20 protein-coding genes are annotated in these 23,281 nt (G+C 64.1%); 17 read left to right on the top strand and 3 right to left on the bottom strand.

Annotated features, from left to right (window positions below):
* The first annotated feature begins 133 nt into the window (after positions 1-133).
* The 5 genes from leuS (at position 134) to VSR82_RS27055 (ending at position 6,543) form a co-directional block, all read left to right on the top strand.
* Positions 134-2,725, top strand: a complete 2,592-nt coding sequence (leuS, locus tag VSR82_RS27035) for a leucine--tRNA ligase (protein WP_429457910.1) — start codon at positions 134-136, stop codon at positions 2,723-2,725.
* An 88-nt stretch (positions 2,726-2,813) separates the two neighbouring features.
* Positions 2,814-3,365, top strand: coding sequence for an LPS-assembly lipoprotein LptE (locus tag VSR82_RS27040; protein ID WP_429457912.1), 552 nt, complete (start codon positions 2,814-2,816; stop codon positions 3,363-3,365).
* Positions 3,366-3,419: 54 nt separating this feature from the next.
* Positions 3,420-4,547, top strand: a complete 1,128-nt coding sequence (holA, locus tag VSR82_RS27045; protein ID WP_429457914.1) for a DNA polymerase III subunit delta — start codon at positions 3,420-3,422, stop codon at positions 4,545-4,547.
* Positions 4,548-4,794: 247 nt separating this feature from the next.
* Positions 4,795-6,066, top strand: a complete 1,272-nt coding sequence (locus VSR82_RS27050; protein WP_429457916.1) for a glutamate-5-semialdehyde dehydrogenase — start codon at positions 4,795-4,797, stop codon at positions 6,064-6,066.
* Between the two features lie 60 nt (positions 6,067-6,126).
* Complete coding sequence (locus tag VSR82_RS27055) at positions 6,127-6,543, top strand: CopD family protein (RefSeq protein ID WP_368584037.1); 417 nt, start codon at positions 6,127-6,129, stop codon at positions 6,541-6,543.
* 95 nt (positions 6,544-6,638) lie between these two features.
* On the opposite strand, the gene VSR82_RS27060 is transcribed toward VSR82_RS27055, so the two are convergent.
* Positions 6,639-7,484, bottom strand: coding sequence for a MurR/RpiR family transcriptional regulator (locus VSR82_RS27060; RefSeq protein ID WP_410848609.1), 846 nt, complete (start codon positions 7,482-7,484; stop codon positions 6,639-6,641).
* A gap of 297 nt (positions 7,485-7,781) precedes the next feature.
* Here VSR82_RS27060 and edd point away from each other — a divergent pair, with 297 nt between their 5' ends.
* The 4 genes from edd to VSR82_RS27080 all read left to right on the top strand — a co-directional run bounded on the left by edd (position 7,782) and on the right by VSR82_RS27080 (position 12,534).
* The gene (gene edd, locus VSR82_RS27065; protein ID WP_498858240.1) at positions 7,782-9,746 is read left to right on the top strand and encodes a phosphogluconate dehydratase; all 1,965 of its coding nucleotides are present in this window, start codon (positions 7,782-7,784) and stop codon (positions 9,744-9,746) included.
* Between the two features lie 2 nt (positions 9,747-9,748).
* Positions 9,749-10,390, top strand: coding sequence for a bifunctional 4-hydroxy-2-oxoglutarate aldolase/2-dehydro-3-deoxy-phosphogluconate aldolase (eda, locus tag VSR82_RS27070; RefSeq protein ID WP_429457921.1), 642 nt, complete (start codon positions 9,749-9,751; stop codon positions 10,388-10,390).
* Positions 10,391-10,643: 253 nt separating this feature from the next.
* Positions 10,644-12,029 carry a GntP family permease gene (locus tag VSR82_RS27075; protein ID WP_368584033.1) on the top strand — a complete coding sequence of 462 codons (1,386 nt, stop codon included), beginning with the start codon at positions 10,644-10,646 and terminating at the stop codon, positions 12,027-12,029.
* 10 nt (positions 12,030-12,039) lie between these two features.
* Positions 12,040-12,534, top strand: coding sequence for a gluconokinase (locus tag VSR82_RS27080; protein WP_368584032.1), 495 nt, complete (start codon positions 12,040-12,042; stop codon positions 12,532-12,534).
* A gap of 95 nt (positions 12,535-12,629) precedes the next feature.
* Here VSR82_RS27080 and purB read toward each other — a convergent pair whose 3' ends face one another.
* Positions 12,630-14,018 carry an adenylosuccinate lyase gene (gene purB, locus VSR82_RS27085; RefSeq protein ID WP_368584031.1) on the bottom strand — a complete coding sequence of 463 codons (1,389 nt, stop codon included), beginning with the start codon at positions 14,016-14,018 and terminating at the stop codon, positions 12,630-12,632.
* Between the two features lie 187 nt (positions 14,019-14,205).
* Here purB and VSR82_RS27090 point away from each other — a divergent pair, with 187 nt between their 5' ends.
* The 6 genes from VSR82_RS27090 to VSR82_RS27115 all read left to right on the top strand — a co-directional run bounded on the left by VSR82_RS27090 (position 14,206) and on the right by VSR82_RS27115 (position 20,055).
* Positions 14,206-15,162, top strand: a complete 957-nt coding sequence (locus tag VSR82_RS27090; protein ID WP_368584030.1) for a LysR family transcriptional regulator — start codon at positions 14,206-14,208, stop codon at positions 15,160-15,162.
* Between the two features lie 162 nt (positions 15,163-15,324).
* A complete protein-coding gene (locus VSR82_RS27095; RefSeq protein WP_176121823.1) occupies positions 15,325-16,647 on the top strand; it encodes a Glu/Leu/Phe/Val family dehydrogenase in 1,323 nt (440 codons plus the stop codon).
* Between the two features lie 283 nt (positions 16,648-16,930).
* Positions 16,931-17,824 (top strand): glutamate/aspartate ABC transporter substrate-binding protein, encoded by an 894-nt coding sequence (locus tag VSR82_RS27100; RefSeq protein ID WP_368584029.1) that lies wholly within the window; start codon positions 16,931-16,933, stop codon positions 17,822-17,824.
* 91 nt (positions 17,825-17,915) lie between these two features.
* Complete coding sequence (locus tag VSR82_RS27105; protein WP_368584028.1) at positions 17,916-18,656, top strand: amino acid ABC transporter permease; 741 nt, start codon at positions 17,916-17,918, stop codon at positions 18,654-18,656.
* Positions 18,656-19,333 carry a glutamate/aspartate ABC transporter permease GltK gene (gltK, locus tag VSR82_RS27110; RefSeq protein ID WP_176380894.1) on the top strand — a complete coding sequence of 226 codons (678 nt, stop codon included), beginning with the start codon at positions 18,656-18,658 and terminating at the stop codon, positions 19,331-19,333. Before VSR82_RS27105 ends, gltK begins: the two co-directional genes overlap by 1 nt.
* Positions 19,330-20,055 carry an amino acid ABC transporter ATP-binding protein gene (locus VSR82_RS27115; RefSeq protein WP_176105077.1) on the top strand — a complete coding sequence of 242 codons (726 nt, stop codon included), beginning with the start codon at positions 19,330-19,332 and terminating at the stop codon, positions 20,053-20,055. The genes gltK and VSR82_RS27115 overlap by 4 nt, the downstream gene beginning before the upstream one ends.
* 101 nt (positions 20,056-20,156) lie before the next feature.
* Here VSR82_RS27115 and VSR82_RS27120 read toward each other — a convergent pair whose 3' ends face one another.
* Positions 20,157-21,116, bottom strand: a complete 960-nt coding sequence (locus VSR82_RS27120; RefSeq protein WP_429457926.1) for a class II glutamine amidotransferase — start codon at positions 21,114-21,116, stop codon at positions 20,157-20,159.
* Positions 21,117-21,279: 163 nt separating this feature from the next.
* Here VSR82_RS27120 and pyrC point away from each other — a divergent pair, with 163 nt between their 5' ends.
* Both pyrC and VSR82_RS27130 read left to right on the top strand, forming a co-directional pair.
* The gene (gene pyrC, locus VSR82_RS27125; RefSeq protein WP_368584026.1) at positions 21,280-22,341 is read left to right on the top strand and encodes a dihydroorotase; all 1,062 of its coding nucleotides are present in this window, start codon (positions 21,280-21,282) and stop codon (positions 22,339-22,341) included.
* A gap of 11 nt (positions 22,342-22,352) precedes the next feature.
* On the top strand, positions 22,353-23,279 hold the full coding sequence (locus tag VSR82_RS27130) for a DUF3025 domain-containing protein (protein WP_368584025.1): 927 nt from the start codon (positions 22,353-22,355) through the stop codon (positions 23,277-23,279).
* The last annotated feature ends 2 nt before the right edge of the window (positions 23,280-23,281 follow it).

The following is a 23,281-nucleotide window of genomic DNA, read 5'->3' on the forward strand; positions in this document are numbered from 1 at the left end:
CCGCGCGTAGCGGCGCACCCGTCCGCGAACGGTATAATCAGCCCTTTCCCCGTCAAAGGGGAAACGACGCAACGACATTCTGCAGAGCACCGGGCCGGTGCGAAAGCACCGAACCTAGCGATCCCATCACACCATGCACGAAAAATACGTTCCCTCCGACGTCGAAGCCGCCGCGCAAGGGCAATGGCGCGCCATCGACGCCTACAAGACGACGGAAACCACCGACAAGCCCAAGTTCTACTGCGTCTCGATGCTGCCGTATCCGTCGGGCAAGCTGCACATGGGGCACGTGCGCAATTACACGATCAACGATGTGATGTACCGCTATCTGCGGATGAACGGCTACAACGTGCTGATGCCGATGGGTTGGGACGCGTTCGGCATGCCGGCGGAAAACGCCGCGATGGCCAACAACGTGCCCCCCGCGCAGTGGACCTACGACAACATCGCTTACATGAAGAAGCAGATGCAGTCGATGGGTCTCGCGATCGACTGGTCGCGCGAAGTCGCGACCTGCAGCCCCGACTACTACAAATGGAACCAGTGGCTGTTCCTGAAGATGCTGGAAAAGGGCATCGCGTACAAGAAAACCGGCACCGTGAACTGGGACCCGGTCGACCAGACCGTGCTCGCGAACGAGCAGGTGATCGACGGGCGCGGCTGGCGCTCGGGCGCGCTCGTCGAAAAGCGCGAAATCCCGATGTACTACATGCGCATCACGCAGTACGCGGATGAGCTGCTGAACGATCTCGACGGCCTCGGCTGGCCCGAGCGCGTGAAGATCATGCAGCAGAACTGGATCGGCAAGAGCTTCGGCGTGAACTTCGGCTTCCCGTACGAAATCGACGGTGAGCAGAAGCTGCTGCGCGTGTTCACGACGCGCGCCGACACGATCATGGGCGTGACGTTCTGCGCGATCGCCGCCGAGCATCCGCTCGCCACGCGCCTTGCGCAAGACAAGCCCGAACTGCAGGCGTTCATCGACGAATGCAAGCGCGGCGGCGTCGCCGAAGCCGACGTCGCGACGATGGAAAAGAAGGGCATGGCTACCGGCTTCTACGTCACGCATCCGCTGACGCACGAGCAGGTCGAGGTGTGGATCGGCAACTACGTGCTGATGACCTATGGCGAAGGCGCGGTGATGGGCGTGCCGGCGCACGACGAGCGCGACTTCGCGTTCGTGAAGAAGTACGGTCTGCCGGTCAAACAGGTAGTGGCGGTCGAAGGCAAGGAGTTCTCGACCGAAGCGTGGCAGGAATGGTACGGCGAGAAGACCGGCACGCTGGTGAACAGCGGCAAGTACGACGGCCTCGCGTACGACGAAGCGGTGGACCGCATCGCCGCCGATCTGAAGGAGCTCGGCCTCGGCGACAAGCAGATCACGTGGCGTCTGCGTGACTGGGGCGTGTCGCGCCAGCGTTACTGGGGCACGCCGATTCCGATCATCCACTGCCCAAAGTGCGGCGACGTGCCGGTGCCGGAAAAAGACCTGCCGGTCGTGCTGCCGGAAGACCTCGTGCCGGACGGCACGGGCAATCCGCTCGCGAAGTCCGAAGCGTTCCTGAATTGCACGTGCCCGAGCTGCGGCGGCGCGGCGAAGCGCGAAACCGACACGATGGACACCTTCGTCGACTCGTCGTGGTACTTCTACCGCTACGCGTCGCCGGATGCGAAGACGATGGTCGATGAGCGCACCGACTACTGGGCGCCGATGGATCAGTACATCGGCGGTATCGAGCACGCGATCCTGCACCTGCTGTACTCGCGTTTCTGGGCGAAGGTGATGCGCGACCTCGGTCTTGTGAAATTCGGCGAACCGGCGAAGAACCTGCTCACGCAGGGCATGGTACTCAACGAAACCTATTACCGCGAAAACGACGCGGGCAAGAAGACCTGGTACAACCCGGCGGACGTGACCGTGTCGTTCGACGACAAGGGCCGCCCGGTCGGCGCGGTGCTGAACGCGGACGGCCAGCCGGTCGTGCTCGGCGGTGTCGAGAAGATGTCGAAGTCGAAGAACAACGGCGTCGACCCGCAGATGCTGATCGATCAGCACGGCGCGGACACCGCGCGCCTGTTCGTGATGTTCGCGGCTCCGCCCGAGCAGCAACTCGAGTGGTCGGGTTCGGGCGTCGAAGGCGCGAGCCGCTTCCTGCGCCGCGTTTGGAACTTCGGCTACACGAACGAAGCCGCGCTGCGCACGGGTGGCCAGTTGGACACCACGCAACTTAACGATGCCGACAAGGTGCTGCGTCGTGAGATCTACAGCGTGCTGAAGCAGGCCGATTTCGACTATCAGCGTCTGCAGTACAACACGGTGGTATCGGCCGCGATGAAGATGCTCAACGCGCTCGACGGCGCGAAGGGCGCGCAGACGGCCGTGCTGCGTGAGACCTACGGCGTGATGCTGCGCGTGCTGTACCCGGTCGTGCCGCACCTGACGTTCCAGCTGTGGCAGGAGCTCGGCTACGCCGACGAATTCGGCCCGCTGCTCGACGCACCGTGGCCGAAGGTCGACGAGAAGGCGCTCGAACAGGCCGAGATCGAACTCGTGCTGCAGGTGAACGGCAAGGTGCGCGGCGCGATCACGGTCGCGAAGGATGCATCGCGCGACGCGATCGAGCAGCAAGCGACCGCGCACGAAATGGTCGCGAAGTTCAGCGAAGGCAAGGCGCCGAAGAAGATCATCGTGGTGCCGGGCCGTCTCGTGAACGTGGTCGTTTGACGTTCCGGGCCCTCATCCGGCAGATGGGGCGCCGCCCGCACGGTGGCGTTCCTCGGCACCGCGAATCCACTGCGAACCGGGAGCGAATGTGACTCGCAGATCGTTTTTGACGCTCGCTTGCAGCGTAATGATGTTGTCGGCCTGCGGCTTCAAGCTGCGCGGCCAGCAGGACTTCGCGTTCAAGCGCCTCTATGTGTCGGGCGGCTCGCCCGCGGCCATGGCGCGCTTCACCCGCATCGTGCAGGGCGGCAGCGACACCGTGGTGGTCAACTCGGTCGCCAATGCCGACGCGATCCTGCAAATCACGCAGAACCGCAACCTCAGCACGCTGACGCTGAATTCGCTGGGCGTCGTCGCCGAGTATCAGCTGAATCTGCAGATGACCTACACGCTGACCGGCAAGGACGGCACCGTGCTGATTCCGGGCAGCGTGATCGCGCTGAACCGCGCGATGACCTATAGCGACCAGTTCTCGCAAGCGAAGGCCGCCGAGTCCGACATCCTGTTCGCCGACATGGAGAACGACGCGGTCGATCAGCTGATCCGCCGTCTCGGCGTGGTGCGCTCGCTGCATCCGACGCCGGCCGAGGCCGTGCCGGCCATCGCGCCGCGCGCGCCGCTGCCGCCGCCGCCGCTGTGAGCATCGCGCCGTTAGCGATGCGTCGAATCTCATCCATCCCGTCAACCGCCAGCCATGCAACTGCGACCTGACGCGCTCGAAGCGCATCTCGCCCGCGGCCTCGCCGGACTGTACGTCGTGTACGGCGACGAGCATCTGCTCGCGCAGGAAGCGTGCGACCGCATCCGGGCGGCCGCGCGCGCGGCAGGCTTCACTGACCGCTCGGTGTTCACGGCCGAGCGCTATTTCGACTGGAGCTCGCTGCTCGGCGCGAGCCAGTCGATGTCGCTGTTCGGCGACCGTCAACTGGTCGAGTTGCGCATTCCGTCGGGCAAGCCGGGCAAGGAAGGCGCGGATGCGCTGAAGGCGCTAGCATCCACCGTCAACGACGACGTGCTGACCATGATCACGCTGCCCCGTCTCGATGCGGCCACGCAGAAGTCAGCATGGTTCACCGCGCTCGCCGATGCGGGTGTCGCGCTGAAGATCGATCCGGTCGAGCGCGCGCAACTGCCGAACTGGGTCGGGCAGCGGCTCGCGGCTCAAGGCCAGCGCGTCGCAGCCGGCGAAGAAGGGCGGCGCGCGCTCGCTTTCATCGCCGAGCGCGTCGAGGGCAATCTGCTCGCCGCGCATCAGGAAATCCAGAAGCTCGGGCTGCTGTATCCGAGCGGCTCGCTGAGCTTCGATCAGGTGCAGGACGCGGTGCTCAACGTCGCGCGCTACGACGTCTTCAAGCTCAACGAGGCGATGCTCGCGGGCGACGTCGGCCGTCTCGCGCGCATGCTCGACGGCCTGCGCGGTGAAGGAGAGGCGGCGGTGCTCGTGCTGTGGGCCGTCGTCGAGGAAGTGCGTACGCTGTTGCGGATCAAGCGCGGCGTCGCAGCCGGCAAGCCTCTCGCGGTGCTCACGCGCGAGAACCGCGTGTGGGGTCCGCGCGAACGGCTGATCGGGCCGGCGCTGTCGCGTGTCAGCGAAGCGGCGCTCGAGAAGGCGCTCGCGCTGGCGGCGAGGCTCGATCGGCAGGTCAAGGGCTTGTCGGGCGGCACGCCGGGCAATCATCGCAACGATCCGCCGCCCGATCCGTGGGACGGCCTGTTCGAACTCGCGATGACGGTGGCCGCGCCAAAACCGTCGGCGGTGCCGCCAGTGACGCCGCCGCGACCTCGGGCGCCGACTGCGGCGCCAGCGCGGCGGCCAGGCTGAGCAACTGGGCGCGGGCGAGCTTCGGCGGCGATTGCAATCGCACAGCAACCGTCAATCGCGTCACATGCAGAGCACCGTGTTTCCCATGCCACGGGCTCAACACAACGCAACGGCAAACCCGCGACCGCACAGCGCACCCGCTGCCCCTCGCGAGCAAAGCCCAGGCACCCGACTTACAATCGTTTGATCTTTCGCTAATCTTGCCCGACCACCGCACGTCAACGTGCGGGGCATCACGAGAATGACCATGGATATCGACCAGTACATGACCGACCTCGGCCAACGCGCTCGCCAGGCTTCGCGCGCGATGGCGCGGGCGTCGACCGCCGCGAAGAATGCGGCGCTTGCGGCCGTTGCCGAGGCGATCGAGCGCGATGCCGATCTGCTGAAGGCCGCCAACGCCCGCGACCTCGAGCGCGCCCGCGGCAAGGGCCACGACGCTGCGTTCATCGACCGTCTGACGCTGTCCGACAAGGCGCTGAAGACGATGGTCGAAGGCCTGCGCCAGGTCGCGGCGCTGGCCGATCCGATCGGTGAAATCAGCAATCTGAAGTATCGGCCGAGCGGCATCCAGGTCGGCCAGATGCGTGTGCCGCTCGGGGTGATCGGCATCATCTACGAATCGCGCCCGAACGTGACGATCGACGCGGCCGCGCTGTGCCTGAAGTCCGGCAACGCGACCATTTTGCGCGGCGGCTCCGAAGCGCTCGAATGCAATACCGCGCTCGCCAGGCTGATCGGCGAGGGGCTCGAAGCGGCCGGCTTGCCGCAAGACGCGGTGCAGGTGGTCGCGACGTCGGACCGCGCGGCGGTCGGCAAGCTGATTACGATGACCGAATACGTCGACGTGATCGTGCCGCGCGGCGGCAAGAGCCTGATCGAGCGTCTGATGAACGAAGCGCGCGTGCCGATGATCAAGCACCTCGACGGCATCTGCCACGTCTATGTCGACGATCGCGCGGACCTGGCGAAGGCGCTCAACGTCTGCGACAACGCGAAGACGCACCGCTACGGCACCTGCAACACGATGGAAACGCTGCTGGTCGCGCGCGGCATCGCAGCCGAAGTGCTGCCGCCGCTGGGCAAGCTGTATCGCGGCAAGGACGTCGAGCTGCGCGTCGACGCGGCGGCGCGCGCTGTGCTGGCCGATGCGGGCGTCGGCCCGCTCGTCGACGCGACCGAGGAAGACTGGCGCACCGAATATCTGGCGCCGGTGCTCGCGATCAAGGTGGTCGACGGCATCGACGCGGCGATCGATCACATCAATACCTACAGCTCGCAGCACACCGACGCGATCGTTACCGAAGACCACGACCGCGCGATGCGCTTTCTGCGCGAAGTGGATTCGGCGAGCGTGATGGTCAACGCGTCGACGCGTTTCGCGGACGGCTTCGAGTTCGGTCTCGGCGCCGAGATCGGCATCTCGAACGACAAGCTGCACGCGCGCGGCCCGGTCGGACTGGACGGGCTGACGTCGCTGAAGTACGTCGTGCTCGGGCACGGCGAAGGTCGTCAATAAGCACGAATCGAAGCACCGCCACAACGAACACAACAACAAGGACCACAAGGACCCCCGCCGATGCTTTGGGTAAAGACGTTTCACATCGTGTTGATTGCCTCCTGGTTTGCCGGCCTGTTCTATCTGCCGCGCATCTTCGTCAATCTGGCGATGGAAACGGAACCCGCCGCGACCGCGCGTCTTCTGCTGATGGCGCGCAAGCTGTTCCGCTTCATGAGCTTTATCGCGGTGCCCGCGATCGCGTGCGGCTTGTGGTTGTGGCTCGTGATCGGCATCGGCAGCGGGCAGGGCTGGATTCACGCGAAGGTCGGCGTGGTCGTGCTGCTCGTCATCTATCACGCGTATTGCGGCGTGCTGCTCCGCACGTTCGAACGCGGCCAGAATCGCCGCTCGGACAAGTGGTATCGGATGTTCAACGAGCTGCCGGTGCTCGGTATGCTTGCGGCGGTCGCGCTGGTGGTGATCAAGCCGTTCTGAGCGGCTGACGGCGTTAAGCAGGGCGCTGGAAAAGACAAAGGGCGGTGTGCCGGTCGAATGGCACACCGCCCTTTTGCGTTTCTTATCGGAGCGGATTACCCCTGCGAGTCCACCCGCCGCCGGTGTATCACTTCCTTCGTCTGCGCGAGCTTTTCCACCAGTTCGGGCCCGCGGCTCAGCGCGACACCGACCGCCAGAATGTCGCCGATCGCCAGATGCGACACGCGCGAGGTCATCGGCGAAAAGATGTCGGTGTCTTCGTCGACGTTCGCGAAGAGTCCCACGGTCGCGAGCCGCGCGAGCGGCGAGTTGCCGTGCGTGATCGCGATCACCTTCGCGCCCGCGTTCAGCGCGGCCCTCGCGGCATCGATGATGTCGCGCGTGCGGCCCGTGTTGGAAATCGCGACGACCACGTCACCCGGCCCGAGCAGCGCGGCTGACATCAGAAACGTATGCGGGTCCGAATACGCGACGCTCGGCATGCCGAGCCGGAAAAACTTGTGCTGCACGTCGAGCGCGGCGATGCCGGAGCCGCCCGCGCCATAGAACTCGATGCGCTTCGCCTGCGCGAGCATGTCGATCGCCGCCGCGACGCTATCCGAAGACAGATTGTTGCGCACCTGAATCAGCGCACCGATGGTCCGGTCGAGCACCTTCGCGGCGACGCCCGGTGTCGGCTCGTCGGGCCGCACGTCGCGATAGACGGCAGGCACTTCGCTCGCGATGCCCTGCGCGAGCCGGATCTTGAATTCGCGAAAGCCGGAAAAACCGAGCGCGTGACAGAAGCGCGCGATCGTCGGCTGACTCACGCCCGCGCGCGCGGCGACCTCGGTCATCGACAGATCGAGCACCTCGCGCGGCGCCTCGATCACATAATCGGCCAGCTTGCGCTCGGACGGGCGCAGCTGATCACGCATCTGTTCCACTTGGGACAGCATCATCGGAAAACTCGCACTATGCTGAAGAACGTGTGGACTATATCCGATTGGTCGTTGGCGCACAAAACTAGGTACAAAAACTACATATTGGTGAGTAAGTGTATTCCCTGGGTTTCGGCTGTAAAGCGCTAAGGCGCCGCCGATAGGGCGACTTGGCGAGTCGTTCGATGCGGCACCGCAACAGCGTTCTTAATTGCGATCGTGTAGTTTTTCTACTAATATGGCGTGGTTCGATATCACAACCCCGCGATACCGCCTGGTGTCATGCGTGCGCCTGCCGCCAGCGACGAAGGAGCTCCGATGGTTTCCCCGCATTCGCAATTGTTGAAGGTCACGCAACGCGTGATCGAGCGCAGCAAGCCCACGCGTGAAGCGTATTTGGCCCGCATCCAGCATGCGCAGGGGCGCTTCCCGGCACGCGGCGCGTTGTCGTGCGCGAACCTCGCCCACGGTTTCGCCGGTCTCGAAGGCAACGACAAGCTCGTGATCAAGCAGATCCGCGAGCCGAACATCGGCATCGTGTCGTCCTACAACGAGATGTTGTCGGCGCACGCGCCGTACAAAAACTACCCGGACATCATCAAACAGGCAGCGCGCGAAAACGGCGGCGTCGCGCAATTCGCGGGCGGCGTGCCGGCGATGTGCGACGGCATCACGCAGGGCAACGCGGGCATGGAGCTGTCGCTGTTCTCGCGCGAAGTGATCGCGATGAGCACGGCCGTCGCGCTCACCCACAACATGTTCGACGCGGCGCTATGCCTCGGCATCTGCGACAAGATCGTGCCGGGCCTGCTGATCGGCGCGCTGCAATTCGGCCATTTGCCGACCATCTTCGTGCCGGCCGGTCCGATGACGAGCGGCCTGTCCAACGACGACAAAGCCAAGACGCGCCAGCAGTTCGCGACCGGCCAGTGCGGCCGCGACGCGCTGCTCGAAGCGGAAGCGGCCGCGTATCACAGCCACGGCACCTGCACGTTCTACGGCACCGCGAACAGCAACCAGATGCTGATGGAAGTGATGGGCCTGCATCTGCCGGGCTCGGCCTTCGTGCATCCGCACACGCCGCTGCGCGACGCGCTGACCGCGCAGGCCGCGCGCCGCGTGCTCGATCTGACGGTCGAGCGCGGCCACTACATGCCGATCGGCCATGTGATCGACGAGAAGGCGATCGTCAACGGCATCGTCGCGCTGCTGGCAACCGGCGGCTCGACCAATCACACGCTGCACCTCGTCGCGATCGCGCGTGCGGCCGGCATCGTGATCGACTGGGACGACTTCGACACGCTGTCGCAGGCGGTGCCGCTGCTCGCGAAGATCTATCCGAACGGCAAGGCCGACGTGAACCACTTCCACGCGGCGGGCGGCGTTGCGTTCCTCATGCGCAATCTGCTCGAAGGGGGGCTGCTGCATGAAGATGTGAACACGGTCGCGGGCAAGGGCCTGAAGCGCTACACCGAGGAGCCCAAGCTGCTCGACGGCAAGCTGCAATGGGTCGCGGGCGTCGAGGCGAGCGCGGATACCGCGGTGCTGCGCGGCATCCAGGAGCCGTTCCAGCCTGACGGCGGCCTGCGTCTTATGCAGGGCAAGCTCGGCCGCGGCGTGATCAAGATCTCGGCGGTCGCGGCGCAGCATCGCAAGGTGAAGGCGCCGGCAATCGTGTTCGATTCGCAGGAAGCGGTGCAGGAAGCGTTCGACAAGGGCGAGCTCAAGCGCGACTTCATCGCGGTGGTGCGCTTCCAGGGCGCCCGTGCAAACGGCATGCCCGAATTGCATCGTTTGACGCCGCTGCTCGGTGTGTTGCAGGATCAGGGTTTCCATGTCGCGCTAGTGACCGACGGCCGTATGTCGGGCGCGTCGGGCAAAGTGCCGGCGGTCATTCATGTGTCGCCGGAAGCGTTGCTGCAAGGCCCGCTCGGCAAGGTCCGCACGGGCGACACGCTGGTCATCGACGCGGAAGCGGGCGTGCTCGACATCGAGATCGACGCAGCCGAATGGGCCGCGCGTCCGAACGCCGAGCCGCTTCATCAGGCAGACAACGAAGCCGGCTTCGGCCGCGAGCTGTTCGGCGTGTTCCGTGCGGCGGCGGCGCCGGCGGAGCAGGGCGCGTCGGTGTTCGGCAAGCTGATCGGCGAGGGCGGCGCGCTTGACGGCCAGCACGGTCACGGCAGCCACCACAAGCATGGCGACAAGCACGCCCATCAACCCAGCGACCATCACACGAGCACCGCGCAAGCCGGTGCGGCGCTGCAGAAACAAGGAGTCTGACTATGACGTCGAAAACAGTAAGCGATATCGTGCGCCTCGGCCCGGTGATTCCGGTGCTCGCGTTCGACACGGTCGAACAGGGCGAACACGTGTCGCGCGCGTTGCACGCGGGCGGCGTGAAGGTGCTCGAAATCACGCTGCGCACGCCGGCGGGCCTCGGCGCGATCGAGCGTGCGTGCGAGCTCGCCGACGACATCGTGGTCGGTGTCGGCACGATCACGAAGCCCGAGCATTGCGCGCAAGCGAAGACGGCCGGCGCGCAGTTCGGCGTGTCGCCGGGTCTGACCAAGGACATGCACCAGGCCGCGCAGGATGTGGGTCTGCCGTTGCTGCCCGGCGTGATGACGCCGTCGGACATCATCCTCGCGCTCGAGCTCGGCTACGAGATCGTCAAGTTCTTCCCCGCGCAGCAGGCCGGCGGCGTGCCCATGCTGCAGGCGTTCCACGGTCCGTTCCCGGCGCTGAAGTTCTGCCCGACTGGCGGCATCACGCCGGAAAGCGCACCGCACTTTCTGTCGCTGCCGAACGTGGTCTGCGTCGGCGGTTCGTGGCTCACGCCGAAGGCCGCACTCGCCGCGCAGAACTGGGATGAGGTGACGCGCCTCGCGCGCGCCGCGAGCCAGTTGGCGGCGCCCGCGCACTAAGCCCGCAAAACGACAGCGCATCGGTTAGCTAAACCGGGCACAGGAGTCTCGTCGATACAGCCGCATCAGGCTGTCGCGCCGAGACTCTTTTTTTGCTTGATATGCGTGCTGGATTTGCGCGCGTTTTTGAAACAAACAGTAAAATTCAGCGTCCGCGCGGCCAGCCGGGTTTTCAGGCATCGCGCAGGTTGCCGTGAGACGAAGTGCCGGCCGCATCCGCACTCTGAAACCAATAAACCAAAGGAGGGGCTTCATGGAATCTGCCCACGGAAGCATGTTGCTGGTCTACGCGTTAATCGCGATCGCGTTGCTGATCTTCATGATCACGCGCCTGAAGGTCTATCCGTTTCTCGTTCTGATCATCGTGTCGTTGCTGCTGGGCCTCGTGGCCGGCATGCCGATGCAGACCATCGTCAAATCGTTCGAAACGGGTAACGGCAACACGCTCGGGCACATAGCCATCGTCGTCGGTCTCGGCACGATGCTCGGCAAGATGATGGCCGAATCGGGCGGCGCCGAGCGCGTCGCGACCACGCTGATCAACTGGTTCGGTGAGAAACACATTCACTGGGCGATGATGGTCGTCGCGATCATCGTCGGCTTGCCGGTGTTCTTCGAAGTCGGTTTCGTGCTGCTGATTCCGATCGCATTCAACGTCGCCAAGCGCACCAACAAATCGCTGCTACTGGTCGGCCTGCCGATGGTCGCGGGTCTGTCCGTGGTGCACGGGCTGATCCCGCCGCACCCGGCCGCGCTGCTCGCCGTGCAGGCTTATCACGCGGATATCGGCAAGACGATCGCCTATGGTCTGATCGTCGGCATCCCCTGCGCGATCGTCGCCGGTCCGCTGTTCGCGCTGCTGGTGAGCCGCCATATCCAGTTGCCGAAGGAAAATCCGCTTGCCGCGCAGTTTCTCAGTCACGACGCGAATAACGGCAACGGCGTGGCAACCAACGCACCGAAGCGCGAACTGCCAGGCTTCGGCATCACGCTGGCCACGATCCTGTTGCCGGTGGTTCTGATGCTGGTCGGCAGCTGGGCCGACCTGGTGTTCGAACCGAAGACGCTGCCGAACGATCTGCTGCGCTTCTTCGGCAACACCGACGTCGCGCTGCTGACGGCCGTGCTGGTCAGCTTCTGGACCTTCGGCGCGAGCCGCGGCTTTAACCGCGAGCAGATCCAGAAGTTCTGCGGCGAGTGTCTGGCGCCGATCGCGGGTATTACACTGATCGTCGGCGCAGGCGGTGGTTTTGGCCGCGTGCTGATGGATAGCGGCATTTCGAAGGAAATCACCAACGTCGCGACCGCGGTGCATCTGTCGCCGCTGCTGTTCGGCTGGATCGTCGCGGCGATGATCCGGCTCGCGACCGGTTCGGCCACCGTTGCGATGACGACCGCCTGCGGCATCGTCGCGCCGATCGCGGCGGCCGGTGCGGTGCAGGTGAAACCGGAACTGATGGTGCTCGCAACCGGCTCGGGCTCGCTGATCTTCTCGCACGTGAACGACGGCGGCTTTTGGCTGATCAAGGAATATTTCGGCATGACGGTGGTGCAGACCTTCAAGACGTGGTCGCTCCTAGAAACCATCATTTCGGTGATGGGGCTGGCCCTGACCTTCGCACTCGCGGCGGTCCTGTAAGGAGTTTCAAATGATTCTGATCGCAATGGGCGTGTCGGGCGCGGGTAAGTCTCTGATTGGCGAAATGCTGGCCGCGCGTCTGCATTGCACGTTCACCGACGGCGACGCGTTCCATAGCGCGGCGAACAAGGAGAAGATGCACCACGGCATTCCGCTCACCGACGAAGACCGCTGGCCGTGGCTGAAGACGATCCGCGCGGCGATCGAGGAAAAGCAGAAGGCGGGCGAGACGGCGGTGTTCACGTGTTCGTCGCTGAAGCGCTCGTATCGCGACATTCTGCGCGCCGGCGACAAGGACGTGTGCTTCGTCTACCTGAAGGGTTCGCGCGAGGTGCTCGCGGAGCGTCTCGGGCATCGCACCGGGCACTTCTTCGATCCGTCGCTGCTGCAAAGCCAGCTCGATACGCTCGAGGAGCCGGGTGACGATGAAGCGATCACGGTCAGCATCGATCTGACGCCGGAACAGATCGTCGACGAGGCGCTCAGGCAGGTCGAAGCGCGCTGAGTCTTTGATTCCCCCGCGTTCCGGCTTCGAGCGCGGGACGAAAAAAAGCCGCTCCTCGGAGCGGCTTTTTTATGCGCCGAAGCTGGGCCAGCCGATCAGCCGATCCGCTTCGCCAGTTCGACGGCCTTGCCAATGTACGAGCCGGGCGTCATTTCGAGCAGACGGTCCTTCGCGTCCTGCGGAATCGCCAGGCCGCCGATGAAGCTCTGCAGCGCCTCGCGCGTGATGCCCTTGCCGCGCGTGAGCTCCTTCAGCTGCTCGTACGGGTTCTCGATGCCGTAACGGCGCATCACGGTTTGCACTGGCTCGGCCAGCACTTCCCAGCAGTTGTCGAGGTCTTCGTTCAGACGCTGCGCGTTCACTTCGAGCTTGTCGAGGCCGCGGATCAGCGAGTCGTACGCGAGCAGCGAGTAGCCGAACGCGACGCCGATGTTGCGCAGCACCGTCGAGTCGGTCAGGTCGCGCTGCCAGCGCGATACCGGCAGCTTGTCGGCGAGGTGACGCAGCGTCGCGTTCGCGAGGCCGAGGTTGCCTTCGGAGTTTTCGAAGTCGATCGGGTTGACCTTGTGCGGCATCGTCGATGAGCCGATTTCGCCGGCCTTCGTGCGCTGTTTGAAGTAGCCGACCGAGATGTAGCCCCACACGTCGCGATCGAGATCCAGCAGGATCGTGTTCGCGCGCGAGATCGCGTCGAACAGCTCGGCCATGTAGTCGTGCGGTTCGATCTGGATCGTGTACGGATTGAACGTGAGCTTCAGACGGTTCTCGACGACGTCTTTCGAGAACGCTTCCCAGTCGAACTCCGGATACGCGGACAGGTGCGCGTTGAAGTTGCCGACCGCGCCGTTCATCTTGCCGAGCAGTTCGACCTTCGCGATGCGCTCGATCGCGCGCGCGAGACGCGCGGCGACGTTGGCGATTTCTTTGCCGAGCGTGGTCGGGCTGGCCGGCTGGCCGTGCGTGCGCGACAGCATCGGCTGGGCGGCTTGCGCATGCGCGAGCGCGACGAGGCGTTGATGCACCGAGCGCAGCGCCGGCAGGATCACGTGTTCGCGCGCGCCGGCGAGCATCAGACCGTGCGACGTGTTGTTGATGTCTTCGGACGTGCACGCGAAGTGGATGAACTCGCTCGCGCGTTCCAGTTCTTCCTGACCCTTCACCGACTCCTTCAGCCAGTATTCGACGGCCTTCACGTCGTGGTTCGTCACGCGCTCGATTTCCTTGATGCGCGCGGCGTCGTGCGCGGTGAAGCGCTCAGCCAGTTGCAGCAGGAACTGCTCGGATGCGTCGGAGAAGCGCGGCACTTCGGCGAAGCCGGCGCGCGACAGCGCGATCAGCCAGTGGATTTCGACCGTCACGCGATTGCGCATGAAAGCGGCTTCCGAGAGCCAGTCGCGCAGGGCTTCGGTTTTGGCGGCATAGCGGCCGTCGAGCGGGGAGAGCGCGTTCAGCGCGAACAGGGTGTCGGGGCGGGTGTCGGACATGATGAGGACCGGGTTGAGGCGCAGGTTGAGGCGCGGGTTAAGGCACTGAGCGCTCAGCGAGCGGATCGGGAACGGAGGGAACCGTGGATTTTACCACTGTGATGCGATGCGCCCGTCCGGATGCGTCGGCCGCACCTCGCGCCGCTAGAATGCAGACTTCTTCCCTCTCGCCGGCAAACGCACTCGCATGGAACTGAAATGGCTCGAAGACTTCATTTCGCTCGCGGAAACGCGTAGTTTCAGCCGCTCGGCCGAACTGCGCCACGTCACGCAGCCGGCTTTCTCGCGCCGCATCCAGGCGCTCGAAGCGTGGCTCGGCACGGAACTGATCGACCGTTCTGTTTATCCAACGCGGCTCACGGCGGCCGGGCAGGTGTTCAACGAGCAGGCGCTCGCGATGCTGTCGCAATTCCATGAGGCGCGCGCGCTGTTGCGCGGCCATACGGCGACGCCGCAGGCGACGATCGAATTCGCGGTCCCGCACACGCTGTCGCTGACTTACTTTCCGCGCTGGCTGCAGCGCATCGAAGCGCAGATGGGCCCGATCCACACGCGGCTGCGCGCGCTGAACGTGCACGACGCGGCGCTGTCCTTGGTGGAAGGCGGCTGCGATCTGATGATGGGCTATCACCATCCGAGCCACCCGGTCGCGCTCGATCCGGCGCGCTACGACATGCTGACGCTCGGCCACGAGCCGATCAGCCCGTTCTCGGCGCCCGCCCGCGCGGGCCGTCCGCGTCACACGCTGCCGGGCTCGGCCGACGCGCCCGCGCCGTATCTGTCGTACACGCCGAACGCATACCTCGGGCGCATGACCGAGGTGATTCTTGCAAACGCGCCGGAGCGCCTGTATCTCGACCGGCTCTACGAAACCGACATGGCCGAGGGGCTCAAGGCGATGGCGCTCGCTGGTCACGGCATCGCGTTTCTGCCGCATAGCGCGGTCGAAGATGCGGTGGCCGAAGGCCGGCTGATCCGCCTCGATCGCGCGATGCGCGGCACGCCCGAAGGGCAGTTGACGCTCAGCATGGAGATTCGCCTGTACCGCGACAAGCTCGCCGCGAAAAGCGACGACGCGCGCCAGATCCTCGTGCGTCAGTTGTGGGACGTGGTGTCGGAGGAGCTCAGGCGGAGCGCCGCCTGAAACGCGGCATAAAACTCGAGCTCGAACCTGCGTCGCGGCGACACGAACTTGCGGCTTTCCGAACGTTATGCAAGAAAGACATAACCGGATAAGGAAACGGCATTGGATTTCAATACGGCGTTTTTCCACAATGCCCGTACTCGATCAAACGCCGGAGCGTTCATGTCATCCCAGCAACAAGCCGCAGAATCGGCACAAGCCGCCTCAACGTTGCAGTCCGTTCCCTCCTACCTCAACAAAGAAGACCTCGGCCCTTGGGGCAACTACTTGCGCCAGGTCGACCGCGTCGCGCCGTACCTCGGTTCGCTGTCCCGCTGGCTGGAAACCCTGAAGCGCCCGAAGCGCATTCTCGTCGTTGATGTGCCCATCGAACTCGACAACGGCACGGTCGCGCACTTCGAGGGCTATCGCGTGCAGCACAACGTGTCGCGCGGTCCGGGCAAGGGCGGCGTGCGCTATCACCAGGACGTTACGCTCTCCGAAGTGATGGCGCTGTCCGCGTGGATGTCGGTGAAGAACGCGGCGGTGAACGTGCCGTACGGCGGCGCGAAAGGCGGTATCCGTGTCGATCCGCGCACGCTGTCGCGGGGCGAGCTCGAGCGCGTGACGCGCCGCTACACGAGCGAGATCGGCATCATCATCGGACCGAATACCGACATCCCCGCGCCGGACGTGAACACGAACGAGCAGATCATGGCGTGGATGATGGACACGTACTCGATGAATCAGGGGCAGACGGCCACCGGCGTCGTGACCGGCAAGCCGATCACGCTCGGCGGCTCGCTCGGCCGCCGCGAGGCGACGGGCCGCGGCGTGTTCGTGGTGGGCTGCGAAGCGGCTCGCCGGATCGGCTTCGACATCGAAGGCGCGCGTATTGCGGTGCAGGGCTTCGGCAACGTCGGCGGCATCGCCGCACGTCTGTTCCAGGAAGCGGGCGCGAAGGTCGTCGCGGTGCAGGACCACACCGGCTCGGTGTACAAGTCCACCGGGATCGATGCGGTCGCGTTGCTCGATTACGTCGCGAAGAAGGGCGGCGTCGGCGGTTTCCCTGAAGCCGACGCGATCACCGCTGATGAGTTCTGGACCGTCGAATCGGACATCCTGATTCCGGCGGCGCTGGAAAACCAGATCACCGAAAAGAACGCAGGCAAGATCAAGACCAGGATCATCGTCGAGGGCGCGAACGGCCCGACCACCACGGCGGCGGACGACATCCTGCACGATCGCGGCATCCTCGTGATTCCGGACGTGGTCGCGAATGCGGGCGGTGTGACAGTGTCATATTTCGAATGGGTGCAGGACTTTTCGAGCTTCTTCTGGACCGAAGACGAGATCAACGAGCGCCTCGAGCGCGTGATGCGCGAAGCGTTCGCGGCGGTGTGGCAGGTGTCGAGCGAGCAGAACGTGTCGGTGCGGACGGCGGCGTTCATCGTCGCGTGTAAGCGGATTTTGCAAGCGCGCGAGATGCGCGGCTTGTATCCCTGATGGACCCTGTCCTATCTTGTTGGAAGCGGCGGTGACGCGGCCCGGTATCCGGGCCGGGAGGCGAAACCGCCGAAATTTTGTGCATCAGCGCTGTCCACAAGACGGCGTGTTTGACCGGCGGGCGGCATCCTATCGATGCCGCCCGCCTTCTCGTATGCGCGAAACGGCTGTGCGACCGCGCCGCGGGCCCATCGAGGCGTGCGCGCAACAGCATGGTTAATAGGAATACTTTCAGAAAAATTACTTTGTTACACTGGCGCCGGTTCTTGCCAAGGAGATCAAGATGAAGGTTAAAAAAGCTGCGCTGTTGCTCGCCACTCTCGGATTGTTTACGGTTGGCGCGCATGCGCAAGACTCGGGGACGCTGAAAAAGATCAAGGATACGGGCGTCATTTCGCTGGGCCATCGGGAGTCGTCGATCCCGTTCTCTTATTACGACGACAAGCAGAACGTGATCGGCTACTCGCAGGATTACGCGACGAAGATCGTCGAGGCCGTCAAGCAGAAGCTGAACATGCCGAACCTGAAGGTGAAGCTCGTGCCGGTCACGTCGCAGAACCGCATTCCGCTCGTGCAGAACGGCACGGTCGACATCGAGTGCGGCTCCACCACGAATAACCTCGAGCGCCAGCAACAGGCCGCCTTCACGAACACGATCTTCGTGATCGGCACGCGCCTGATGACCAAGAAAGATTCGGGCATCAAGGACTTCCCGGACCTGAAGGGCAAGACGGTCGTGACGACCGCCGGCACCACGTCCGAGCGCCTGCTTCGCAAGATGAACCAGGACAAGAACATGGGCATGAACATCATCAGCGCGAAGGATCACGGCGAGTCGTTCCTGACGCTGTCGACGGGCCGTGCCGCCGCGTTCATGATGGACGACGCGCTGCTCGCCGGCGAGCGCGCCAAGTCGAGCAACCCGAACGATTTCGTGATCGTCGGCACGCCGCAATCGCGTGAGGCATACGGCTGCATGCTGCGCAAGAACGACGCCGACTTCAAGAAGGTCGCCGACGACGCGATCGCGAAGGTCCAATTGTCGAGCGAAGGCGAAACGATCTACAAGCGCTGGTTCGAATCGCCGATCCCGCCGAAGGGCCTGAACCTGAACTTCCCGATGAGCGACGACATGCGTGCGCTGTTCAAGAACCCGAACGACAAGGCAATCGACTAAACCCTAGCTGCTTTTTCGACACTTTCGAAACGCTGAACGGAACGGAAGGGGCCACGCGCTTCTTCCGTTTCTTTTTGCCGGAGTCTTGGTCATGTCATATCACTGGAACTGGGGCATTTTGCTGAGTCCCGTCTCCACGGGCGAGCCGACCACCTACCTGGGCTGGCTGCTCTCGGGGCTGTGGGTGACGGTCACCGTGTCGCTGTCGGCATGGGTGATCGCGCTGATCGTCGGCTCGCTGTTCGGTGTGCTGCGCACGGTGCCGAACAAATGGGCGTCGGGCGTCGGCACCGTCTACGTCGCGATTTTCCGTAACATTCCACTGATCGTGCAGTTCTTCATCTGGTATCTGGTGATACCGGAGTTGCTGCCCGTGTCGATCGGCACCTGGTTCAAGCAATTGCCGCCGGGCGCGCAGTTCTTCTCGGCGTCGATCGTGTGTCTGGGCCTCTTCACCGCCGCGCGCGTGTGCGAGCAGGTGCGCTCGGGCATCAACGCGTTGCCGCGCGGCCAGCGCGCGGCAGGTCTCGCGGTGGGCTTCACGCAATGGCAGACGTATCGCTACGTGCTGCTGCCGGTCGCCTACCGGATCATCGTGCCGCCGCTCACCTCCGAGTTTCTGAACATCTTCAAGAACTCCGCGGTTGCCTCGACGATCGGTCTGCTCGATCTGTCGGCGCAGGCGCGCCAGCTGGTCGACTATACGTCGCAAACTTATGAGTCGTTCATCGCGGTCACGGTCGCGTACATGCTGATCAACGTGATCGTGATGCTCCTGATGCGCTGGGTCGAAGCGAAGTCCCGGCTGCCAGGCTACATCGGAGGCAAGTGATGCATCATTTCGACTGGAGCGGTATTCCGGGCGCGCTGCCGACGCTGTGGACCGGCGCGATCATCACGTTCAAGATCACGCTCGTCGCGATCGTGTTCGGCATCATCTGGGGCACCATTCTCGCGATGTTTCGACTGTCGTCGGTCAAACCGCTCGCATGGTTCGCGCAGGGCTACGTGACGCTGTTCCGTTCCATCCCGCTCGTGATGGTGCTGCTGTGGTTCTTCCTGATCGTGCCGCAGGTGCTGCAAAGCGTGCTCGGTCTGTCGGCCGACATCGACATCCGGCTCGCCTCGGCGATGGTCGCGTTCTCGCTGTTCGAGGCCGCGTACTATTCGGAGATCATTCGCGCCGGCATTCAAGCGGTGCCGCGCGGTCAGGTCAACGCCGCGTTCGCGCTCGGCATGACCTATGGGCAGGCAATGCGTCTGATCGTGCTGCCGCAGGCGTTTCGCGCGATGGTGCCGCTGCTGCTCACGCAGGGGATCGTGCTGTTTCAGGATACATCGCTCGTGTACGTGATCAGCCTCGCCGACTTCTTCCGCACGGCCACGAATATTGGCGATCGTGACGGCACGAATGTCGAGATGGTACTGTTCGCGGGTGCGGTTTATTTCGTGATCTGCGTTATCGCGTCGAGCCTCGTCAAAAGTCTTCAGAAAAAGGTCGCAAGATGATCTCTATCAAGAATGTTTCGAAGTGGTACGGCCATTTCCAGGTGCTGACCGACTGCACGACGGAAGTCAAAAAGGGCGAAGTGGTGGTGGTGTGCGGGCCGTCCGGCTCGGGCAAGTCCACGCTGATCAAGACCGTGAACGGCCTCGAGCCGTTCCAGAAGGGTGAGATCGTCATCAACGGCCAGTCGCTGACCGACAAGAAAACCAATCTGTCGAAGCTGCGCTCGAAGGTCGGCATGGTGTTCCAGCACTTCGAGCTGTTCCCGCATCTGTCGATCGTGCAGAACCTGACGCTCGCGCAGGTCAAGGTGCTCGGCCGCTCGAACGACGAGGCGACCGCGAAGGGCCTGAAGCTGCTCGATCGCGTCGGTCTGCGCGCGCATGCGGACAAGTATCCGGGGCAGCTGTCCGGTGGTCAGCAGCAGCGCGTGGCGATTGCGCGAGCGCTGTCCATGGACCCGATCGCAATGCTGTTCGACGAGCCGACTTCGGCGCTCGACCCGGAAATGATCAACGAAGTGCTCGACGTGATGGTCGAACTCGCGCAGGAAGGCATGACGATGATGTGCGTGACGCACGAAATGGGCTTCGCGAAGAAGGTCGCGCATCGCGTGATCTTTATGGACAAGGGTTTGATCGTCGAAGACGACCGCAAGGAAGACTTCTTCGCGAATCCGAAGTCGGATCGCGCGAAGGACTTTCTCGCAAAGATCCTGCACTGAGATTCGCCGGGCAGGCCTCGTTGCCGAGGCTTGCGTGGGGATCAAAAAAGCCGCTCGGTGGAGCGGCTTTTTGTTGCCTGGCTGAGGGCGACGTCAGCGGTTTATGACTCGAACGCCGCCGCATCATCCGCGGCTTCGAGATCGGGTTCGCTGTCGGGCGAATGCGTGGCTCCGTGCGTGCCCACCGGCTGCGCGCCGTTCGACGCCGCGATCGTCGTCGCCGATGCGGATGCATCGAGCGCCGGATTGCGCAGCTTTTCGAGCACCGAGTTCGGCACCGGGATATGGGCCTGGCCGATCACTTCGCCATGCCGGAACATCAGCAGATCGCCGGGCTTGAACGCGGTCCACACTTCGTTGTCGGTCAGCGGCTTGGTCGCGATGACGGCGACGCGGTCTTCGGGCGTCGTGTATTTGGCGAAATCGATCGATACGTCCGCGTCGACCAGATGCGCGGTCGAAAACGGCCAGTGACGCACGAGGTAATGCAGATGCGTCGAGCAATGCGCGAACAGCGCCTGGCCATTCGACATCAGGAAATTGAACACGCCGTATTGCGTGATTTCACGCGTGAGCGCCTCGAGCGCGCCGAACAGCTCGTCGAGCGGCGGCTGCTGCGTGGCCGGGAAAGCCTTGCGTAAACCCTGCAACAGCGCGCAAAACGCGAGTTCGCTGTCGGTCGTGCCGACCGGCTGATACACGCCGTTCAACTCCGGCGCGTAGCCCTGCAGATCGCCGTTATGCGCGAAGATCCAGTGACGCCCCCACAGTTCGCGCATGAATGGGTGGCAGTTTTCGAGCAGGATGTGCCCTTGGGTCGCCTTGCGGATGTGCGCGATCGTGTTTTTCGATTTGATCGGGTAGCGCTTGACCATCTCGGCGATCGGCGAGGTGGCCGACGATTGATGATCGATGAACAGGCGGCAGGCTTTGTCTTCAAAGAAGGCGATGCCCCAGCCGTCGGCGTGGTGATCGGTGACGCCGCCGCGCGCCGCAAATCCGGTGAAGGAAAAGGTAACGTCCGTCGGCGCGGCGCAGTTCATTCCGAGAAGTTGGCACATGTTGCGGGTGAGCCTGTGAACGGAGCGAGCCGTTACAATGATGATTTTCCAAGCATATCACCGAGCCGTAGACGCCAAATAGCAAAATTGACACGTGTTTGGGCCGCTATAACGCGGTTTGACCGGTCGATCAGCGAGGCGCGCGAAGTCTCGAATTCCTGCCATGACTGCTTCCAACGTTTCCCCCGATTCCGTCACGCTGGTCCGCCCGGACGACTGGCACCTGCACGTGCGCGACGGCGCGATGCTCGCGGCCGTGCTGCCTGACACCGCGCGCCAGTTCGGCCGCGCGATCATCATGCCGAACCTGAAGCCGCCGGTCACGACGACCGCGATGGCGAAGGCGTATCGCGAGCGCATCATCGCCGCGATCCCCGAGGGCGCGAAATTCGAGCCACTGATGACGCTGTACCTGACCGACAACACGCCGCCCGACGAAATCCGCAGCGCGCGAGAGAGCGGCTTCGTGCACGGCGTGAAGCTGTACCCGGCGGGCGCGACGACGAACTCGGACGCGGGCGTCACCGATCTGATGAAGTGCGCGAAGACACTGGAAGTGATGCAGGAAGTAGGCATGCCGCTACTCGTGCACGGCGAGGTGACGGATTCGGACATCGATCTGTTCGACCGCGAGAAGGTCTTCATCGATCGCGTGATGATGCCGCTGCGCCGCGCGTTTCCGGCGTTGAAGGTCGTGTTCGAGCACATCACGACGAAGGACGCGGCAGACTACGTCCGCGAAGCGGGCGTCGCGCCGGAGCTGCTGGGCGCTACCATCACCGCGCACCATCTGCTGTACAACCGCAATGCGATTTTCCAGGGTGGCATTCGTCCGCATTACTACTGCCTGCCGGTGCTCAAGCGCGAGACGCATCGCGTCGCGCTGGTCGAGGCGGCGACCTCGGGCGATCCGCGTTTCTTCCTCGGCACCGACAGCGCGCCGCATCCGAAGGGGCTGAAGGAGCATGCGTGCGGCTGCGCGGGCTGCTACACCGCGCTGCACGCGCTCGAGCTCTACACCGAGGCATTCGACAAGGCCGGCGCGCTCGACAAGCTCGAAGGCTTCGCGAGCTTTCACGGGCCGGACTTCTATCGTCTGCCGCGCAATACGGAGAAGGTCACGCTGCGTCGCGAGGAATGGACGCTGCCGGCCGAACTGCCGGCTGGCGATACGCCGGTCGTGCCGCTGCGCGGCGGTGAATCGATCGGCTGGCGTCTCGTTTGAGGCTGTGTTAAATGCCCGAGCGTGAGGCGGGGCAGCGCGCTGCCAATATTGATGTGGCGGCGAACGCCGGCTCCGCGGTAGCGCGTGAAGCCGCGGCCCAAGCTGTACGCGGCATGGCACCCGAGCCTGTGCCAGCAGGCTTCGCCGCAATCGACTGGTCGACGCCGTGGTTCGCGCAATTCGCCGCACGCGGCGAGCGTTGGCAGCAAGCCGCGCTGACCGGCCACGCTGACCTGCTCGCCGCGATGAATGCCGACGCGGCCCAGATGCAACAGACCACCGGCCGCGGCCAGCGGCTCGCGTTTATCGCGCAGGACGATCTGCCACCGGGCGCCGCGTACGAGGGGCATATCGCGTCGACCGGTTGCGTGCCGACGCGCCACAATCTGCACGACTTCTTCAACGGCTCCATGTGGTTCGCGTTTCCGCGCATCAAGGCGGCGTTGAACGCGCGCCAGTCGGCGGAACTCGACGTGCTCGGCGTCGGCCCGACGCGTGGCGGCGTGCGCGACATGCTGACCCTGTTCGACGAAAACGCGCTGCTGTTCGCTTGCGCCGATCCTGCGCTGAGCGCCGCGCTACGTGGTTTCGACTGGCAAACGCTGTTCGTCGCACGGCGCGACGCATGGGGGCGCGACTGCGAAGTACGTTGCTTCGGTCATGCGCTGCTCGAAAAGCTGGTCGCGCCGTTCAAGGGCTGCACCGGCCATGCGTGGATCGTCGACGTTCCGGCCGAATATTTCGACTGGGACACCCTGGCGCGCGACGCATGGCTCGATGAAGCGGTCAGCACCGCGCTGCTCGGCACCGACGCTTTGACCAGCCGCCTGTTCGCACCGCTGCCGGTGCTCGGCATTCCGGGCTGGTGGCCCGAGAACGAATCACCCGCGTTCTATGACGACACGAACGTGTTCCGAGCGGGGCGGCGCAAGCGTTAGGC

Origin of the sequence: Burkholderia sp. JPY481, from assembly GCF_038900515.1 — a bacterium.
Taxonomy (GTDB): domain Bacteria; phylum Pseudomonadota; class Gammaproteobacteria; order Burkholderiales; family Burkholderiaceae; genus Paraburkholderia; species Paraburkholderia youngii.